We start from the raw sequence: 18,074 nt of genomic DNA on the forward strand, positions 1-18,074 counted from the left end.
ATAAAATAAAAAGAAAATATCTACAGCAGTACCTTGATGAGTTCGTATACAAATTAAACAGAAGGTATTTTGGTGATAAAATCTTCGATAGGCTAGTGGTAGCCAATATTACAGGATTATGACACTTTACGGATATACATACTCTTTTTTAACATAAAATGAATATGAACGTATTGGTAATGGAAAAGCAGGAATACAGTATCTTCATGTAAGCTTAAAGTAGTTTTTAGTTAAAAATCTGTCAAGTTATTTTAGGAAGATATATGCATTCTTTTCCTAATATTACTTAACATTAAATCTTCCCTCCCATGAAAAACATCTATATTGAGCTAACCGATTCCGATGGCGAAAAGTTCCTGTTAAACGTGCTGCACGTGGCATGGATTGAGCCTGATAAAAAGGGTGGTTGCCTCCTTAAATCCAACTGGGTAAACAACTCCTTAAATAGGCGTGTGAAGGAGTCCTATGAAGAGGTAAAGGCGCTAATGGCCTCCCTGGATAACGTGATCTTGCCATAACCACCCTTCAAGTTACATCACAAGCAGCGGTGTTTACCGGAACGCCCTAGGCTGCGGAGCCAATAAGGGGCGGAGAACTCCATAAACCGTTGAAACGGTTTGGACTTTTCATCGGAATTTAATTACCCACGGTTGAAACCGTGGGCTATGAGTTACAATGGCGATGGTCCGGAGGCGAGCGCCCTGGGCTGTGCAGCCGGGGACCCTTAGGCCGAAGGGAGCGTAAAAACGGCAAAAGTGAATTTGGGTATAATCGAAAGGTTCTTCCTAAATACGGCCTCGTAGAGGCCTAACGTTGGTAGAAAAATCAATCCATATAAAACTAGCGCGCCGTAGGTGCGCAACTATTCGCCGCAAATAACCGGGCTAAGGGATTTGTTGCACACCTACGGAGTGCCCACGCATTGATCCATTGCGCTACCAACGTTTGACTCCTACAGCGCCTTATGCTTTTCCGTATCTACCTTTCTATTGCACCATAATAATGGGTCTCTCTATTGCCCAAAATCCCCTTAAACAAAAAAAGGCCAGCCATTGTGGCCAGCCCATATCTTTTATACCGTGCAATGCGGTTGCGCTATTTACCGGTAAGGAATTCTTTGGTAGTCATTATTTTGGCGTAGCTCTTTAGGGTGGCAAGCGTTTCTGCTTGCACCAGTTTTGCCTTTACCTTTACACCGTTGTACTCCAAATTTCTTGTGGCGCAGGCATCGCTAATGAGTGTTACATCATAGCCCTTGTCGGCTGCGGCCCTTACGGCTGCCTCCACGCACATCTGCGTTTGCATTCCGCAAATTACCAGTTTACCGGCATTGAGCTCCATGAGCATGCGCTCCAGGTCGGTTCCCTTAAAGCTGTTTACATCGGTCTTGGTAATCACCTTTTCGTCCTCAACCGGCTTAACCAGCTCGTATATGTCGCCACCCGACTCAACCTTATGCTTGATAAATATTACGGGTTTTTTCTCCTGCCTGAAACGGAGAAGAATCTTCTGGGTATTTTGGGCTGCAGGAATCGGGTTTACCAGCTCCGATTTACCGCCGGGAAAGTAAAAGTATTGCTCGTCGATGATGAGTAAAACCTCCGTCTTGGGCTTCTCCTGTGCTGTTGCAGTGGCTGCCATCAGCAATGCTGCGAGGAGTAGGGTTAGCTTGTTTTTCATAATCAATGGCTTTTAGGTGTTGTTTGGGTATCGGTAATATACAGCAAATTACTCGATTTACACCAAAACAATTTGCTGCTGCTACGGCTGCCCGTGTTTCCCCTTAATTAGAGTAGCGGCAACAATTACAATTCCAGTTATGATGTTCATTACCACCACCACTTTTCTGAATTTCTCCTGATGAATTTTTAGCGCCCACCTGTTTCCCCACCTTGAGCCAAGCAGCAGAAGTGGAGCACAGCTCAACGCCAGCGTCAGCGATTCGTGAGGCACGAGATGCTTCGCAAAGTATGCCGCTGTGGTAAATAGCGCGGAAAACATGCTGAACCATGCCAGCGCTCCTCGAAATAGCTGTTTTCCGTAGCCTTTGCGGGTCATGGCAATCACAATGGGTGGTCCGCCAACGGAGATGCTCGTATTTAGAATCCCGCTCAAGAAGCCGGCAAACACAATGGGCATTTCCTTAAACCGTTTTGCAAGTTTAATCTCACCAAGCATTTTCACTGAAAAAATAATTACCACAATGCCTGTTATAATTTTCAGCGTAAACTCATTGATGTATTCCAAGAAGTAGATACCGAGAGGAATACCCAGCAAGCTGGCGGCAAACATGGGAACAAAGTAGTGCCAGCGAATTTTTTCCTTCATCTGCAGCACTATGAGCAGGCTAGTAAACATGTTGAAGATGCTCATGGCAGGCACCAGCACGCTCATGGGAAAGATGAGCGAGAGCACAGGGAGGGCAATAAGCGCGAAGCCAAAGCCGGTAAGCCCTTTAAGCACGGAGGCTGAAAGTATGATTAGTGCACTTAATATCCAGAGATATACTTGTAGATGCGGCATGTTTATTAACTCTCTTTGGTTTTGGATAGGGTTAGCTCTGCTAACACTCTTACCGATTCTCTAATACAAGGAACACATTTGTGCTCCGAAAGGTTTTGGGTTTTTACAAAATCTCTATCTTTTAAAGTCTTTAGCGATGCTCCACCAAGAATTTGGCTACAGGTGGTTCCACCAAATGTTTTTTCCATACGGTCGAGAAAGAGCTGGGCTAGGGCGCTCGTTTTTTCTTTTGCCTCCTTATCGTCGACGTTTGTATTGCCAAAGTGCAGGCCAATTACCAAGCTACTGGCGTTAAAGGCTCCACATATCTCCTGCTTGCGACCAATTCCACCGCCCATGGCACCACTTAGCCGAAGGGCCATGGCTGGCTCAATGCCGTATTGTGGTGCAAAAACGGAAAACACTGCTTGGGCACAGCTCATGCCGTTGGAAAAATTGCTTATAGCTTGCTCTTCAGCCAAAGAGGTGGCGCTATTTGTGCTTGTCATCAAAGCCGATTAAAACGTTACACTGAACATAGAACTAGCACATTGACAACAGTCACCTTTAAGCGGCAGGATGCTCCCAATGCGTGCCACAATATATGCTCAAAGGCTGTACTTTGTTTCCTAATAAGAGCTAAAATTATCGGAAAATTTTTCTGGCTGGCTTAGCAATACCATCGATTACATAGAACGATGTGTTGAGCAGTAGCTTAGCAAACAACGTTAGTCAAGGAGTTCAACCTTAAATATGACCCCAGATTTTTGAGCCATGTGAACTTTTACGTGCTCACCCTTATCAACCTTTTGGTACATCTCCTTGTCAACCTCAATGAGGTCGTCGCCAATAAGGAAGTAGTGCTTTTGCGTAGCGAGGTCGGTGGGCAGGAACGATGGATTTTCAGTGAGGCCTGCAGTTTCCGATAGATTTGCAATGGGTTCGTCCACCTGCTCTTTGTCGGTGATGGTTTCCACCTTAACCTCCTTGTTACCCGTGCGGAGGTCAGCATTCACTTTTCTATTTATCCACATCGATACGAGGTAACCTATCACAGCTCCTACAAAAACGTTTATCAGAATGTAAACCACATAGTGAAGCTCACCCATGGTAATGGAGATGGCAATGCCCGAAATGGCAAGCAGAACTCCGATGTCTGAGCCAAATACCTTACCCGTTTTCTTCTCCTTCTTTAGGGCCTCAATTTCCGATGCAAGCAGTGGTGATGTCATGGCTTCAATTTTTTGTAAAAGGTACATAGATAAACAGACCATGTCAAGTTTTACCTCAATTTAATTCACTAAAAATATGTTAAACTTTCTTGCTGGATTCCATCGATTAGAATAATTCGTATTGATGTGTAAAAAAAGAGAGAGGGCTACCAATATAGTGGTTGCCCTCTCTAATGTATAGAAACGCAGTAGTTTTTAGATTTTTGGTCCTGCTGCGATTAAACGTTTGCCAGCATCGTTGTCGGTAAAGTTCTCAAAGTTCTTGATGAACTTTTCGCCCAGCATCTTGGCTGTTTCGTCGTACTCCGCCTTGTTGTTCCAAGCGTTGCGAGGGTTGAGGATTTTGCTGTCAACATTCGGAACGCTTTTGGGTATTTGAAGGTTGAAGACTGGCAGAGTTTCAAAATCTGTATTTTCAATGGACCCATCTAGGATGGCATTGATTATTGCTCTGGTTGAGGGCAGATCGATGCGCTTGCCAACTCCATACTTGCCACCAATCCATCCGGTGTTAACGAGGTATGCTTTTGAGCCATTCATCTCCATTTTTCTTACTAGCTCGCGGGCGTAAACCGTTGGGTGGAGTAGTAGGAATGCTTGACCAAAGCAGCTGCTAAAGGTTGGCTGAGGTTCGGTAACACCCAGCTCGGTGCCTGCCAGCTTCGATGTAAAGCCGCTAAGGAAGTGATACTGTGTTTGGTCGGGGGTTAGCCTCGAAACGGGAGGGAGAATGCCAAAGGCATCGGCCGTAAGAAATATCACATTCTTTGCGTGGCCTGCTCTTGAAACCGGCTTTACAATATTCTTGATGTGGTAAATGGGATAGGAAACACGGGTGTTCTCGGTCTTTTTCTTGGATGAGAAATCAATGTTGCCTTGCGCATCAATGTCGAGGTTTTCCAGCAACGCATCGCGACGGATAGCTGCGTAAATATCGGGTTCCTTCTTTGGGTCAAGGTCGATGCACTTAGCGTAGCAACCTCCTTCAAAGTTGAATACGCCATTGTCGTCCCAGCCATGCTCGTCGTCGCCGATGAGCTCGCGGTTGGGATCGGCGGAGAGGGTTGTTTTTCCCGTTCCTGAAAGACCAAAGAAGATGGCTACATCGCCTTTTTTACCAACGTTGGCCGAGCAGTGCATGGCTGCAATGCCCTTAAGCGGCAGGAAGTAGTTCATCACGGAGAAGATACCCTTCTTGTTTTCGCCACCATACCAGCTGCCACCAATAACCGACATTTTTTCGCCAAGGTTGAAAACCACAAACACCTCCGAGTTCATGCCCATCTCCTTCCAGTCTGGATTGGTAACTTTGGAGGCGTTTAGCGAAACAAAATCGGGTTCAAAATCTTTGAGTTCCTCTTCGGTAGGACGAATGAACATATTTTTAATGAAATGCGCCTGCCATGCAACCTCGAGTACAAAACGAACCTTAAGGCGGGTGTCGGGGTTGGCTCCGGAGTAGCAGTCAACAACGTAGAGCTTTTTGCCGGAGAGCTGTTTTGCCGAAAGCGCCTTTAACTTCTTCCAGTTCTCTTCGGAGAGGGGCTTGTTGTCGGAACTCTTCTTCCCAGGCTGAGCCCACCAAACATTGGCTTCGGAGGAGGACTCCTTTACAATGAACTTGTCTTTGGGGCTTCGGCCGGTAAACCTCCCGGTATCAACATTAATTGCGCCCAGCTTGGTTAATATTCCCTTTTCAAAACCCTCAAGTTTTGGGTCAGTTTCGTGCTCGAATAGCATTTCGTAGCTAGGATTATAGTAAATCTCCTTTACATTGGTGATTCCATAGCCTTGTAGCGCTTTCGTTAGTTTTTCCATAATTCGTTTTTTTTTGAGAAATACATTTGGGGTAACACTTCCCCCTTACTATTTGTTTGCCAAAAGTGGTTAAAACTGTTAATTAAATCGTTTTCGGAACAAAAAAAGTTTCAATTTTTTATTTCCTACTAGCGACCAAAATGCTCGTACGCGTTTTAAAATTGAACGTTTTAATGGGCATACGCTAATGGTACCTTTTAAGTCGTGCTAAGTGTGTTTTCACAAACGCTATAGGAGCGGTGCACAAATGTTCTTTGTAGGCTAACATGTATGTACGTTTATGCCTGTAGTGCTGCACGTTAGCCGATATAAAGAAGCAATTAAGTAGTGCGCGTGATTTAGGTGGCGAGGTGTAAGATAGTACCTCTTACAATATTTCCCGGAGAGCCTGTGTCAGAAAAGCCACGCGAGCCATTCTTTTTTTATGCAGCCTGTCGTCTGCTATGCCTTAGCAATACTTCCATTGCAAAAGTAACCATTAAATGTGTGAGGCGATACTTAATGTTAGTAAAATAACATTAATAATTAAGCAATCGTTTTCGGATAGCTATTCCCAGCGATGTGCGTTTAAGGTGGATTTTGGTATCGGATAGGATAGTGTCGTGCTAACAATTGAACACTCGTGAAGTAAGTCCTCTGGCGTGATGGTATTTAGAGATGAAATTGAGGTTGACGCACTCTTCACCATCCACCTTTATGTAGCAGGTCGTCGGTTTTGTCGAAAGGTTCAGCTTAAAGTTCTTGCAATAGTTGAAATTAGTTCGAATTGGGGGCTAGAGTTTAACCTCTATAAGTGGGAGGGCACCCATAATTTTCAGGAGTAGCTTGTGGAAAACAGTATTGATGCTGGCGGAACTCGTGGTGTTTTTGTGCTGATTCCAAAGCAAAAATAGAAGAGCCGCAGCATACCGCCACGGCTCTCTATTGCATATAGCCTTCCTTTGCTATTACATGTGAATAACCTCACCGTATGCCGCAGCGGCTGCCTCCATAATGGCTTCGCTCATGGTTGGATGAGGATGAATACTCTTAATAATCTCGTGTCCTGTGGTTTCTAAGTTACGAGCAACAACCAGCTCTGCAATCATTTCGGTTACGTTGGCACCAATCATGTGCGCGCCGAGCAGTTCACCATACTTAGCATCGAAAATGAGCTTCACAAAGCCATCCTTTGCTCCGGCAGCGCTAGCCTTTCCTGATGCAGTAAATGGGAACTTGCCCACCTTAATTCCGTAACCCGCTTCAACTGCAGCCTTTTCGGTCATGCCAACAGAGGCCACCTCTGGGGTGGTATAGGTGCAACCGGGAATGTTTCCGTAGTTGATGGGACGTGGTGTTTGTCCAGCAATTTTCTCAACGCAGGTAATACCTTCAGCAGATGCAACGTGGGCCAGTGCAGGTCCGGGAATAATGTCGCCGATGGCGTAAACGCCTTCAACGTTGGTGCGGTAGAATTCATCAACCTTAACCTTTCCCTTTTCCATTACAATACCCAGTGCTTCTAGCCCAATGCCCTCAAGGTTGGAGGTTATACCCACGGCCGAAAGCACAATTTCTGCTTCCTCCTCTACAACACCCTTCTTGGTTTGGATCTTCACCTTGCAGGTTTTGCCAGTTGTATCAACCGACTCCACCGAGGCGTTGGTCATTACATTAATTCCGGCCTTTTTGAATGAGCGCTCAAGCGTTTTAGAGACCTCTTCGTCCTCGAGCGGCACAACGTTGGGGAGAAACTCTACCAGCGTTACTTTTGTGCCGATGGCGTTGTAGAAGTAGGCAAATTCACTGCCAATGGCTCCGGAGCCAACCACCACCATGGATTTTGGCTGTTTTGGCAGGGTAAGCGCCTGACGGTAGCCAATAACCTTAATGCCATCCTGAGGAAGGTTGGGCAGCTCACGTGAGCGGGCACCGGTGGCGAGAATAATATGCTTGGCTGTGTGGCTGCTTTTGGTTCCATCGGTAGCTGTAACTTCCACCGTATGGTTGTCGGTAAGCTTGCCAAAGCCGGAGATGGTTTCAATCTTGTTCTTTTTGAACAGAAACTGAACGCCCTTGCTCATGCCGTTGGCCACCTCACGGCTACGCTCAACCATTTTAGAGAAATCGGGTTTTGCTTCACCTTCAATTTTAACTCCATAGTCTGCTGCATGCAATGCATACTCAAACACATTGGCGCTTTTTAGCAGTGCTTTGGTGGGAATACAGCCCCAGTTTAGGCAGATACCTCCAACGTTCTCCTTTTCAACGACGCCCACCTTTAACCCAAGCTGACTTGCTCTTATGGCTGCAACGTACCCGCCGGGTCCGCCACCTATAACTAATAAATCGTAGTTCATCGACTCTGTTGTTTGGTTATTATTTTGTTGAATATTTTATTCTGAAAGTTGGTTCTTACTCATGTTTCGCTTCACGCTTAGCTTCATCTGCAAGGTTACAAATAACTTCGCCACGGCAAATGTTATAACTTGCACAAATACAACGGCTGCCCCACTTGGAATGTTCAATTCAAAAGCAAAAATAAGCCCTGAGCCAATGGATACCATGTTTATGGCAATGGCGATAATTGCAATAGTCTTGAATCGCCGGGTGAAAAGGTTGGCCGTGCTGGAGGGCAATGTCAAAATGGAAAGCAGCAGGATTATCCCTACCATTCTAATCCCAGCTACAATGGTAATGGAAACCATTACCAGCATTAGGGTATTGACTAGCCTAACCGGTATGTTTTGTGTTTTGGCAAACTCTGCATCGAAGGCACTGTAAAGTATCCATCGGAAGAAGAAGCCAAAAGAGAATAGCACCAAAATGTTTACGGCAACAATAACAACAAGGTCTACCGTGGTTACAGTAACAATGCTACCGAAAAGAAATCCCATCAGGTTGGGAGCGTAGCCAGGTGTTAACGCAATAAATATGATACCTACTGCCATTCCAAACGACCAGAGCATGCCAATTGCAGAATCTTCGCGCACCTTTCCTCTGGTGGTAACTAGGTCAATGCCAAGTGCCGAAAAAATGCTGAATACGAAAGCACCCCATATTGGATTGATACCTGCAAAGTAGGCCATTCCTATGCCACCAAATGAAGCGTGGGTAATTCCTCCTGTGAGAAAAACCAGCCGCCGGGCAACAATGTAGGTTCCCACAATTCCTGCGGCCACTGAGAGTAGCAGACCAGCAATAAACGCTCGGTATAGAAAGGGATAGGCTATTATGTCTTGAAACAGTTGGCTCATTTGTGGTTGTGAGTTTTTAGCACGGTATGTGGAACTGGACCGTGGCTGATAAGTTGAATGGGGCATTCATACACGGCCAGCTGCTCTTCCGATATGATGTTGGAATTGTGGTAATTTAGGTTTCGATTTACGCAGGCAATGGTCTTTACATAGGAGGTAATGGTTCCCAAATCGTGCGAGACCATTACGATGGCCATCCTTTCGTTCATCTCCCGGAGGATAGAGTATAGCTCATTCTCAAACTGGCTATCCACAAAGGTGTTGGGCTCATCGAGAATAAGAAGTTGGGGATCGGAGATGAGTGCACGGCAAAGAAAAATTCGCTGCAGCTGCCCTCCCGAAAGCTCATCGATGGTTTTGTGCCGGTAGCCGTAGGTGTTAGTTTTATGAAGCAGGTTTTCCGCCTTTTGCTTCTCTTCGGTGGTAAACCTGTTACTCATTCCCTTTTGGCCCATTAATCCCGACAGCACAACCTCCTGAACGGTGATTGGAAATGTTTTGTCTATGCCGTGTACCTGTGGCAGATAGCCTATTGTCCCGCGACTTACATCTGCTTGTAGATTGTTGATTACCTTCCCTGAAAATGGCGTGATTTGTCCAAGCAGCAACTTCAGCAGCGTGGTCTTACCTCCACCGTTTGGCCCAATAATACCAAGAAAATCGTTTGGTTTAATTTCAAGGTTGATGTTACGAAGGATAATGGTGTCGTCATATCCGGCCGTAACATTCTTGACCTCAATTAGCTTATCTGGCATGTTGCTCAACGTTATTAACTTGTTCAAATTGGCCAATTATGTTGCGGATGTTTTTGTCCCAGTTATAACCAAGCGGGTTAAGCTTAACTACCGATGCACCAACTTCGTTGGCAATAATGGTGGCCCTTTCGGTATCAAACTCTTGCTGAACAAAAATGGATTTTATTCCGTTGGTTTTGGCAATATCAATGGTCGATTTCATCTGCTTTGGTGAGGGCTCTTTTCCGTCCGATTCAATGGCAATTTGGTTAAAGCCATAGTCGCGGGCAAGGTATGAAAGTACTGGATGAAAATCCATAACGGCCTTAATGTGGTGCTGCGCTACTGCGTTTGCCATCATTTTATCGAGGCTATCGATGGTGGATATAAACTTGGTGTAGCCAGCCTTGAGAGAGTCAGCGTAATCTGGATCGGCCTCCATAAGCGCATTAACCATGGTTTGAGCTATCACCTTTACAGTTTTTGGGGAGATCCAAATGTGCGGGTCAACACCTTGGTGGTGATTGTCGTCAGAACCTTCTAACTCATCCCCACGAATTAGGTCGATGCCCTTGGAACAGTCAACTACTTTTAGGTTTGGGAAGTTATCGGTAATCCCACGAAGCATTGTATTTTCAAAGTCGAGGTTTCCCAACCTGAAGTAGACCATTGCGTGTGAGAGTTCAGTAAGTTGGAAGGCAGTTGGCTCATAGGTTTCTGGGCTTGAACCTTGCGGAACCATCACCAACACATTGTAGCGGTTGCCTGCAATTTGATCGACAAAATACTTCTGGGGCAGTATACTTACGGCCACTGTTCTTTTTGTGTTTTGTTGTTTGTTGTTGGTACAGCCGCTCCAACTTCCAAACAGGACTAATCCCAACGCTAGGTATGCAGCAATTTTCATGAGACTTGTATTGATTTAAGTTGTTTGTTCTTTGAGATTACTATACAAAAATAGAATATACATTTACCTATTGCAATATCCTAATGTAGTGAAATATTGACCAATCGTATGCTCTTAGGTATAAGAATTTACGATCGATTATCATAATCTGTAGCAAAGGTAGGGAAATATTAGGTATACAAAATCATTCTGGTTTCTTATGTTCTGGGAATTTAAAACAGCGCTACCTCCTTTTTGTTCGCCAACAAAGTGAGGGTGTAGAACAAAAAAATGCAAACAATTGGATTGTATATGCTTTTATTATGGTGTAATTGTTAAATTTGCTTTGAAGCAAAAACCACAATCATGCGCCCTACCTTGATTCGTATCCTTCTATTTATCTTTTCTGTTGGTAGTTTTGGCAGCTTGAACGCCCAAGAAGCTCGTATCGACAGCCTCGTGAATCTGCTAAAGACTGCTAAGGACAAGGAGCGGTTAGCCGTTCTCAATGAACTTACTCCTGAAATCCTTGACAGGAAGGATGCTGAGGCCTATGCCAAGGAGGCGCTGAGCTTGGCAAAGCAGTTTAAGGTAAGTGAGGCTGAGGTGGACGCCCTCGACAACTTGGGTATGGTTTATAGCTTCAGGGACAACTACGATGAGGCTGAACGAAATTTTCAGCGTGGGTTAGAACTTTCACAGAAGGTTGGTTACTTTAAGGGGGAGATGAACATCCTTATCAATATTGGCCAAAACTACTACTTGCAGAATAACATTCCGAAGGCCGAGAAATTTGCCAATGAGGTACTTGTTAAGGCAAAAAATAAAAACGATGAGGAGTTTATTGCCTATGCCTATCATGAGCTTGGTCGTTATTGCTTAGCTCGTGGCAGCCTCGATAGTGCCTCCATATTGCTTCGGAATGCCTACCGTTTGCGGGAGAAACAGCCCGACTTGCGTAAGTTGGCTCGTACTGCCGATAACCTCGGGGAGGTGTACTACGAGCTGGGAAAATTTGATAGCTCGCTTACTTACTATAGCCAATGCCTTAAGATTGGGGAAAAGCAGCACGATACCTACGGCGTTGCATTTGCCTTGTTCAATGTAGGACGGTGTGAGGTAAGGCAGGGAAATTACCAGGCTGCCATTAAGCCTTTTCAGGATGCCTCTACCTATTTTGAAAAGATAGGGGAACGGGTGCTTATGGCTAACTGCCTCTTTCACATTGGGACCGTTTACGAAAATATGGTTCAGAGCGAGCTGTCTGTGGAGTCCAACCGGCAAAATTTCAACAAAGCGCTGGAGTACTATCAAAGTGCCCTGAACATTTTTAAGGAGAACGACGAGAAGCAGTCCATTGCCAACTGTATGGTAAATATTGGCAACGTATACACACGGTTGGCATCCTTGGAATTTACCATCCGATATGGTGAATACTGGGAGGATTCTATTCAATATATTTCAGAAAAGGAGATTGAGCATGCATTTCTTAAGGGCAAGGAAGCCTACGATCAAGCGCTGCAAGCTTATCAAACTATTGACGATACTCCAAATTCACTAATTGTTTATATCAACCTTGCAAAGATTGCCAGCTATGAGCGGCAATATAGCCGTTCAGTCGATTTCAATATTCGTGTTTTAAAAACCGCCAAGAAGTTGGGTTTAACCTATCAAATGGCCTTAGCCGAATACGGGCTTGCGGAGGTGAGTTACCGAAGAGGAGATTATGAGCAGGCTATCGACAACTATCGACAGTGCTTACGGCTGGCAAAGCAAAATGGCATGCGGGAGCTTAAACGCTATATTTACCACCGCTTGTCGTTGGTTTACGAAAAACTGAACCAACCCAAGGAGTCGCTGGATTACCTTAAGCTATTTATTGCTGTTAAGGATTCCATCTTCTCTGAGAAGAGCCAGAAGGATATCTCTGAACTACAAACCCGTTACGAGACCGAAAAGAAGGAACAAGCCATTAAGCAACTTAATACTGAAACAGCTCTGCAAAACAGTGTTATCCAGAGGCAACGACTAATGATTTTTACCTTTGTTGTTGGATTTTTACTGATTTTGGTTTTTATAGTTTTACTCTTCAAACTTTACCGTAAGATTAAGTCGGCTAATAAACTTCTGAACGAGAAAAACGTACTTATTTCGCACCAAAAGCAGGAGATTACCGATTCTATTCGCTACGCCAGCAGAATCCAAACTTCGGTGCTGCCTCCGCTGGATCGCTTCAACCGATTACTCCCTGCAAGCTTCGTGCTTTTCCTTCCTCGCGACATTGTGAGTGGAGATTTTTACTGGATTACTGCCCGTGACGGTAAAACCATTGTGGTTGCCGCCGACTGCACCGGACATGGTGTTCCAGGTGCTTTTATGAGCATGTTGGGCGTATCGTTCCTCGATGAGATTGTGATGAAGGATGCCGTGGTTTCGGCCAATTTGGTGCTCGATCATCTTAGGGAAAGCGTTAAGCGGACCTTGTCGCAAACTGGTAAGAAGGATGAGCAAAAGGACGGCATGGATATTTCCCTCTGCATTATTGATCCTGCAACACGGAAGGTGGAGTTTGCGGGTGCCTACAACCCACTTTACTTGGTTCGAAACGGCGAGTTATTTGAATATAAAGCCGATAAGATGCCAATTGGTATTCACCTTACAGACAATGAGCCTTTTACGTGCCAAGTTGTTGATTATCTACCAGGTGATTCACTCTTTATTTTCTCCGATGGTTACGCCGATCAGTTTGGTGGCGCCGACGGACGTAAGTTCATGACTAAACCGTTTAAGCGACTACTTACAGAAATTAGCCCGATGCCAATTGATCAGCAGCGCGAAATGCTCCTAAAAACTCATTTGGATTGGAAGGGTGATAACGATCAGGTGGATGATATCTTGGTTATTGGATTTAAACTGTAGTTTATTAAAGCCTAATCGTAATTATATGGTATTGGAGTGGGTAAAAAAAGAGCGGAATTGTTTTAACAAACCGCTCTTTAACCACCTAGCCTAACTAAACCTATTGAAATAATCACTAACCAAATAGGATGATTTCAACCTAACTGATGGCAAAGGTAGGCTATTCTCATTCGTGCAGTTTTATCCAAAGGTTAAGTTATAATTACTTTACTTGTTTGAGGTGCTTAGAATAATGAATTTTGCAACTACATCGAGGAGCTGTGTGGCAATAACTGGCTTTGAAAGGTAATCGTCGCATCCTGCGTCTAATGCTTTTTGTCGGTCACCAACCATAGCATAGGCAGTAAGGGCAATAATAGGCATATTTTTGCTCTGTTGCTTAATATGCTTAGTTGCTTCATAACCATCTTGAACAGGCATCTTAATGTCCATTAGTACAAGCGCAACTTCAGGATGGGTAAGGCAAACTTCCACGGCCTCTTTTCCATTTGCAGCCCTAATTACAGCAAAGGATGCTTCTTCTAAGACGGTTTTGGTGTAAAGGTAGTTGAGCTCATCGTCTTCGGCGATGAGAATGGTGGGAATGTTTGTTGGCGATATAATGGGGTTTTGATGCTCATGAGCCATCGAGTTTGGTGGCTCCAACGTTTCTACTGGAATAGAAATTGTAAAGCGGCTACCGATTCCTTTTTCCGATTCCATGGTTATGGTTCCGTTAAGAAGCTGAATAAAACCTTGCGCAATGGAGAGTCCAAGGCCGCTTCCCTCATACCCACGGTTGATTGAAGTGTTTTCCTGCATGAAGAATTTAAAAACACTTATTTGGTTTTCTTTGTCTATGCCAGTGCCCGTGTCGCTTACAAACAGGTTGACCTTGTCATCGGCTATTTCAAAGCCAATATCAATTTGCCCCTCAGAGGTGAATTTTATGGCGTTGTCGAGCAAATGAGCAAACGATTTCTTTAGCAGTGCCTCATCGGAATTAAGGGAAAAGTTGACAACCTCCTTGGATATCAGAAGGTTTAGAGTAATTTTTTTTGCTTCGGCTATGGGTTGAAATTTGTAGTTGAGCTCTGAAAACAAATCAGCCAGTAGAAAGGGCTTTTTATGTATTTCTTGGCTACCTGAGGCGATTAGAGAAATATCCATGTAGTTTGTAATGGTGTTCAAGAGCCTATCGCTGCTGGTGTTTAGTATGTTGAGGTAATTTTTTCTGTTTTCTTCCGAAAGGTTTGGCTGTGCAATAAGGCTGGCAAATCCTAGAATGCCATTTAGTGGTGTACGAACCTCGTGCGAAATGTTTTGCATGAAAGCGGTTTTGAGTTTGTCTCCTGCCTCTGCTTTTTCCTTGGCTTGAATGAGTTCTTGCGTAAGGCGTTTTTGTTCTGTAATATCTTCGGTGTTGATGGTATAGCTGATTATTTCTCCTCCTTCATTGAGTAGGGGCGAGATGGCGACATACTCCCAATATCGCTCACCACTTCTCCGCTTGCTGAAGTATTCTCCTTTCCATACTTTCCCAGACCTGATAGTCTCCCATATATGGTTGAAGTTTTCCGGCGAGTTGGACTCTTCTTTAAGAATACGCACAGTTTTTCCGACAACCATCTCCGGTGGATAACCTGATATTTCAGTGAAGCGGGGATTGATATACTCAATTTTACCGTTGGTGTCAGAAATAATTACGCCTGATGGGCTCTGCATAACCGCTTGCGATAGTCGGTGCAACTCCTTTTGGGCCGCCTCAAGTGCCAGCAGCTCCTGTGCTTCCTTTAGTGCCCTGCTTACCGCCAAGGGTAACTTTTCGAGTTGGTCCTTTAGCACATAGTCGGTTGCTTTATTCTTTAGCAGCTCAACAGCACGGTCCTCACCAATTGACCCCGATACACAAATAAAGGGAACTTCCGGAAGGTGGGTTTGTGCAAGCCGCAGCGCCTCCATGCCGTTAAAACTAGGGAGGTTGTAGTCCGAGAGTATCAAATCGTATTGGCTGTTTTTTAACTCCTCAACAAAGGCTGACTCGGTGGAAACCGATTTAAAATAACCAGTATACCCTTCGCTTCTCAATAGTTCTCTAACCAGTTCTGAGTCAGCCTGGTAATCTTCTAGCAGAAGAATTTTTATCTCTGATTTTATTATTGCTTTATTATCCATTGATGATTTGGAAAAAATGTTTGTTCAACCTTTGGCGTAATGGTAAATTGCCTTTAAGAGTAAAATCTGTTTAATGGGTTTACGAAACAAAGCATAAAGTCAGCTGATTAACTTTTTTTGGGCACCTCGTTTACCAGTGCCCAAAAAATTCCCAGCTGCTTCACTGCATCCACGAACTGGCTGAAATCAACGGGCTTAACAACGTAGGCATTAACTCCCATCTCGTAAGTTCTCACTAAGTCATTTTCTTCCCTCGATGAGGTAAGCATTACCACCGGAATTTTTCTTAGGCTTGGGTCTTGCCTGATAGCATTTAATACCTCAATACCATCCATTCTGGGCATTTTAATATCGAGCAGGACTACTCCTGGATTTTCTTCGGATCGCTCCTTGTATTTGCCTTCCCGCCTAAGGTATTCTAAGGCCTCAACACCGTCGTGAACCACCACCACCTTGTTGGCAATGTTTAAGTCTTCTAAGGCAGAAAGCGTAAGCTCAACATCGTTCAGGTTATCTTCAGCAAGCAAGATTGTTTTAACTTCCACATGCATGGCTACTGTTTATTTGGTAAGGTGAAGAAAAATGTTGCTCCTCTATCTAACTCTGCCTCGGCCCATATTGTGCCGCCGTGGCGAGTAATAATTCGTTTGACGTTGGCAAGACCAATTCCTGTTCCCTCAAACTCTGCTGCGGCATGGAGTCGTTGGAATACACCAAACAACTTTAGGGCATACTTCATATCGAAGCCAACGCCGTTATCCTTTACGTAAAATATCTGGTCAGAGTTGTTCAAGTTGCACCCAATTTCTATTCTAGCAATATTCCTAGTTCTGGTGTACTTCAGGGCATTATCAATGAGGTTTGTCCAAACCTGACGAAGGAGATTGAAATCGCCGTAGGCATCAGGTAATGGGTTTATTACCCAATCAATCTGCCGATTATTAGTTTCAGGTTTTACCGATTTTATCACCTCCTTAACTAGCGCGTTTATATCCTGCATACTCTTTTTTAGCTCTGCGCGTCCGGTTCTGGAAAACTGCAGTAGATCATCGATTAGGGTTCCCATTTGCTGAGCTGAGCCCATTATTGTATTTATGTAACGCTGTGCTTCAGCATTGAGGCTTGCGGCATGCTTCTTCATGAGCATATCGCCAAAACCGTTGATGTGGCGAAGGGGTGCGCGCAGGTCATGCGAAACGGAGTAGGAAAACGCTTCCAGCTCATTGTTTACTGCCTCCAGCTGGGCTGTTCGTTCAATCACCCGTTGTTCTAGCGTTTCGTTAAGTATCTTAATTTCGTTTTCTGTCTCTTTTTGAATGGTAATATCGGTGTGGGTACCTAGCATTCGAAGCGGTGCATTGGAAGAGTCATATTCTGCTATCTTCCCAACCGACATAATCCACTTCCAACTTCCATCTTTTGTTCTTTGTCTAAACTCTACTTTATACTCATCGGTTACTCCGTTAACATAGTCGAGGTAAGCTTTTTCGGTAATTGGTTTGTCTTCGGGGTGGAGCCTTTCTATCCAGAAGTTGTTGGTTTCTACAAAAGTGGCTGGATCGTAACCCAGCATAAGGGCATATTGGTCGTTAACAATGCACTCACCTGTTTGAACATTCAAGTCGTAAAGTCCCTGTTGGGCGGCATCTAACGATAACCTTAGCCGTGCCTCACTATCAATAAGCGACTCCTCCGCTTTTTTCCGTTGGTAGAGCTGCCCAAGCTGTAAGGCAATGTTGGATGCAAGCTGGATAAACTGTTCGTCTTCATCTCTTCGTTCCTTAAGAAAGAAAACAATAATGCATATTACCTCCTTTTCCGATAGCACTGGAACACCAATTCCTGCAACAATGCCAAATTCTATGGCTTCCTTGAATCGGTGAAAGTCGTGATAATGCTGAACATCCTTTATCCAAACAGGGTTTTTCTCCTGCCACACCCTTCCCGGTAGGCCGGCTCCACATTCAAAATGATGTTTTTTGCTGAGGTCAATGTATGGTAAAAGAGCCTGTTCGGTAGAATACCACGCTTTGCTGTAGTCTAGTTGGGTATTGCTGCTGTTGGGAAACCATGCCTCACCAAGGGTCCAGCCGGTGGCAATGCATACCTGCTCCAGGGTGAGTTGAAGTGCGGAAACGAAATCTCCTGAAGTTTCTATGGTTTGCGAAATGGAAAAAAGCAGCTGTAGCTCATCTTTTTGGCGTTTAAGATTGAGCTCCGAGCGCTTTATTTTGGTGATATCCTGAAACGATCCACGAATGCGCACCACCTTACCGTTTTCGATCACTGGATTTCCTATGGTCCTTACCCACTTATGATTATTCTTTTGGGTAGTAAGTTCTAGTTCTAGGTCATAAGGTGTCTGCTTTTCTATGGCGTTAGCTATGGCCTGTTCTATCTTGGTGCGATTAGTAGAAGAGTAAAAGCTGAGCCCAACTTCTACGTTAGTTTCATCTTTTGGATCGAGGTCGTGAATTAAAGCAACCTCTTCCGTCCACGTTCCTTTGAGGGTAGCAACATCAAATTCCCAACCTCCAACCTTGGCAATCCGCCCAGTTTCTTTGAGTATGGCCTCACTATCCCTTAAGGCCTG

Annotated in this window: 16 protein-coding genes; 4 read left to right on the forward strand and 12 right to left on the reverse strand. The window is 44.6% G+C overall.

Annotated elements, in window-relative coordinates; all coding sequences use genetic code 11:
* A partial coding sequence (locus VMW01_11365; protein ID HUW06847.1) for an IS1595 family transposase occupies positions 1-122 on the forward strand: 122 nt, incomplete at its 5' end.
* 186 nt (positions 123-308) lie between these two features.
* Positions 309-518, forward strand: a complete 210-nt coding sequence (locus tag VMW01_11370; GenBank protein HUW06848.1) for a hypothetical protein — start codon at positions 309-311, stop codon at positions 516-518.
* Positions 519-1,095: 577 nt separating this feature from the next.
* Here VMW01_11370 and VMW01_11375 read toward each other — a convergent pair.
* The 5 genes from VMW01_11375 to pckA all read right to left on the reverse strand — a co-directional run bounded on the left by VMW01_11375 (position 1,096) and on the right by pckA (position 5,552).
* Positions 1,096-1,680 (reverse strand): cysteine hydrolase family protein, encoded by a 585-nt coding sequence (locus VMW01_11375; GenBank protein HUW06849.1) that lies wholly within the window; start codon positions 1,678-1,680, stop codon positions 1,096-1,098.
* 81 nt (positions 1,681-1,761) lie between these two features.
* Positions 1,762-2,523 (reverse strand): sulfite exporter TauE/SafE family protein, encoded by a 762-nt coding sequence (locus VMW01_11380; GenBank protein HUW06850.1) that lies wholly within the window; start codon positions 2,521-2,523, stop codon positions 1,762-1,764.
* A 5-nt stretch (positions 2,524-2,528) separates the two neighbouring features.
* Positions 2,529-3,011 carry a C-GCAxxG-C-C family protein gene (locus tag VMW01_11385; protein HUW06851.1) on the reverse strand — a complete coding sequence of 161 codons (483 nt, stop codon included), beginning with the start codon at positions 3,009-3,011 and terminating at the stop codon, positions 2,529-2,531.
* Between the two features lie 219 nt (positions 3,012-3,230).
* Complete coding sequence (locus VMW01_11390) at positions 3,231-3,734, reverse strand: LapA family protein (protein HUW06852.1); 504 nt, start codon at positions 3,732-3,734, stop codon at positions 3,231-3,233.
* A gap of 195 nt (positions 3,735-3,929) precedes the next feature.
* Positions 3,930-5,552: a phosphoenolpyruvate carboxykinase (ATP) gene (gene pckA / locus VMW01_11395; protein HUW06853.1), complete on the reverse strand. Its 1,623-nt coding sequence runs from the start codon at positions 5,550-5,552 to the stop codon at positions 3,930-3,932.
* A 641-nt stretch (positions 5,553-6,193) separates the two neighbouring features.
* On the opposite strand from pckA, the gene VMW01_11400 reads away from it, so the two are divergent.
* The gene (locus VMW01_11400; protein HUW06854.1) at positions 6,194-6,376 is read left to right on the forward strand and encodes a hypothetical protein; all 183 of its coding nucleotides are present in this window, start codon (positions 6,194-6,196) and stop codon (positions 6,374-6,376) included.
* Between the two features lie 123 nt (positions 6,377-6,499).
* Here VMW01_11400 and lpdA read toward each other — a convergent pair whose 3' ends face one another.
* The 4 genes from lpdA to VMW01_11420 are packed head-to-tail and all read right to left on the reverse strand — an operon-like array spanning position 6,500 to position 10,429.
* Positions 6,500-7,891: a dihydrolipoyl dehydrogenase gene (gene lpdA / locus VMW01_11405; protein ID HUW06855.1), complete on the reverse strand. Its 1,392-nt coding sequence runs from the start codon at positions 7,889-7,891 to the stop codon at positions 6,500-6,502.
* A 36-nt stretch (positions 7,892-7,927) separates the two neighbouring features.
* A complete protein-coding gene (locus VMW01_11410; GenBank protein ID HUW06856.1) occupies positions 7,928-8,788 on the reverse strand; it encodes a metal ABC transporter permease in 861 nt (286 codons plus the stop codon).
* Entirely contained in the window at positions 8,785-9,543 is a 759-nt protein-coding gene (locus tag VMW01_11415) for an ATP-binding cassette domain-containing protein (GenBank protein HUW06857.1), read from the reverse strand. Before VMW01_11415 ends, VMW01_11410 begins: the two co-directional genes overlap by 4 nt.
* On the reverse strand, positions 9,533-10,429 hold the full coding sequence (locus VMW01_11420; GenBank protein ID HUW06858.1) for a zinc ABC transporter substrate-binding protein: 897 nt from the start codon (positions 10,427-10,429) through the stop codon (positions 9,533-9,535). The genes VMW01_11415 and VMW01_11420 overlap by 11 nt, the downstream gene beginning before the upstream one ends.
* Before the next feature lie 345 nt (positions 10,430-10,774).
* On the opposite strand from VMW01_11420, the gene VMW01_11425 reads away from it, so the two are divergent.
* Positions 10,775-13,327, forward strand: coding sequence for a tetratricopeptide repeat protein (locus VMW01_11425; protein HUW06859.1), 2,553 nt, complete (start codon positions 10,775-10,777; stop codon positions 13,325-13,327).
* Between the two features lie 207 nt (positions 13,328-13,534).
* Here VMW01_11425 and VMW01_11430 read toward each other — a convergent pair whose 3' ends face one another.
* From VMW01_11430 to VMW01_11440, 3 genes are all read right to left on the reverse strand, one after another.
* Positions 13,535-15,481 (reverse strand): response regulator, encoded by a 1,947-nt coding sequence (locus VMW01_11430; protein HUW06860.1) that lies wholly within the window; start codon positions 15,479-15,481, stop codon positions 13,535-13,537.
* 107 nt (positions 15,482-15,588) lie between these two features.
* The gene (locus VMW01_11435) at positions 15,589-16,026 is read right to left on the reverse strand and encodes a response regulator (protein HUW06861.1); all 438 of its coding nucleotides are present in this window, start codon (positions 16,024-16,026) and stop codon (positions 15,589-15,591) included.
* Between the two features lie 8 nt (positions 16,027-16,034).
* Positions 16,035-18,074 (reverse strand): PAS domain-containing protein (locus VMW01_11440; GenBank protein ID HUW06862.1); only part of this gene is annotated, 2,040 nt, incomplete at its 5' end.

The organism is Williamwhitmania sp. (assembly GCA_035529935.1).
GTDB lineage: Bacteria > Bacteroidota > Bacteroidia > Bacteroidales > Williamwhitmaniaceae > Williamwhitmania.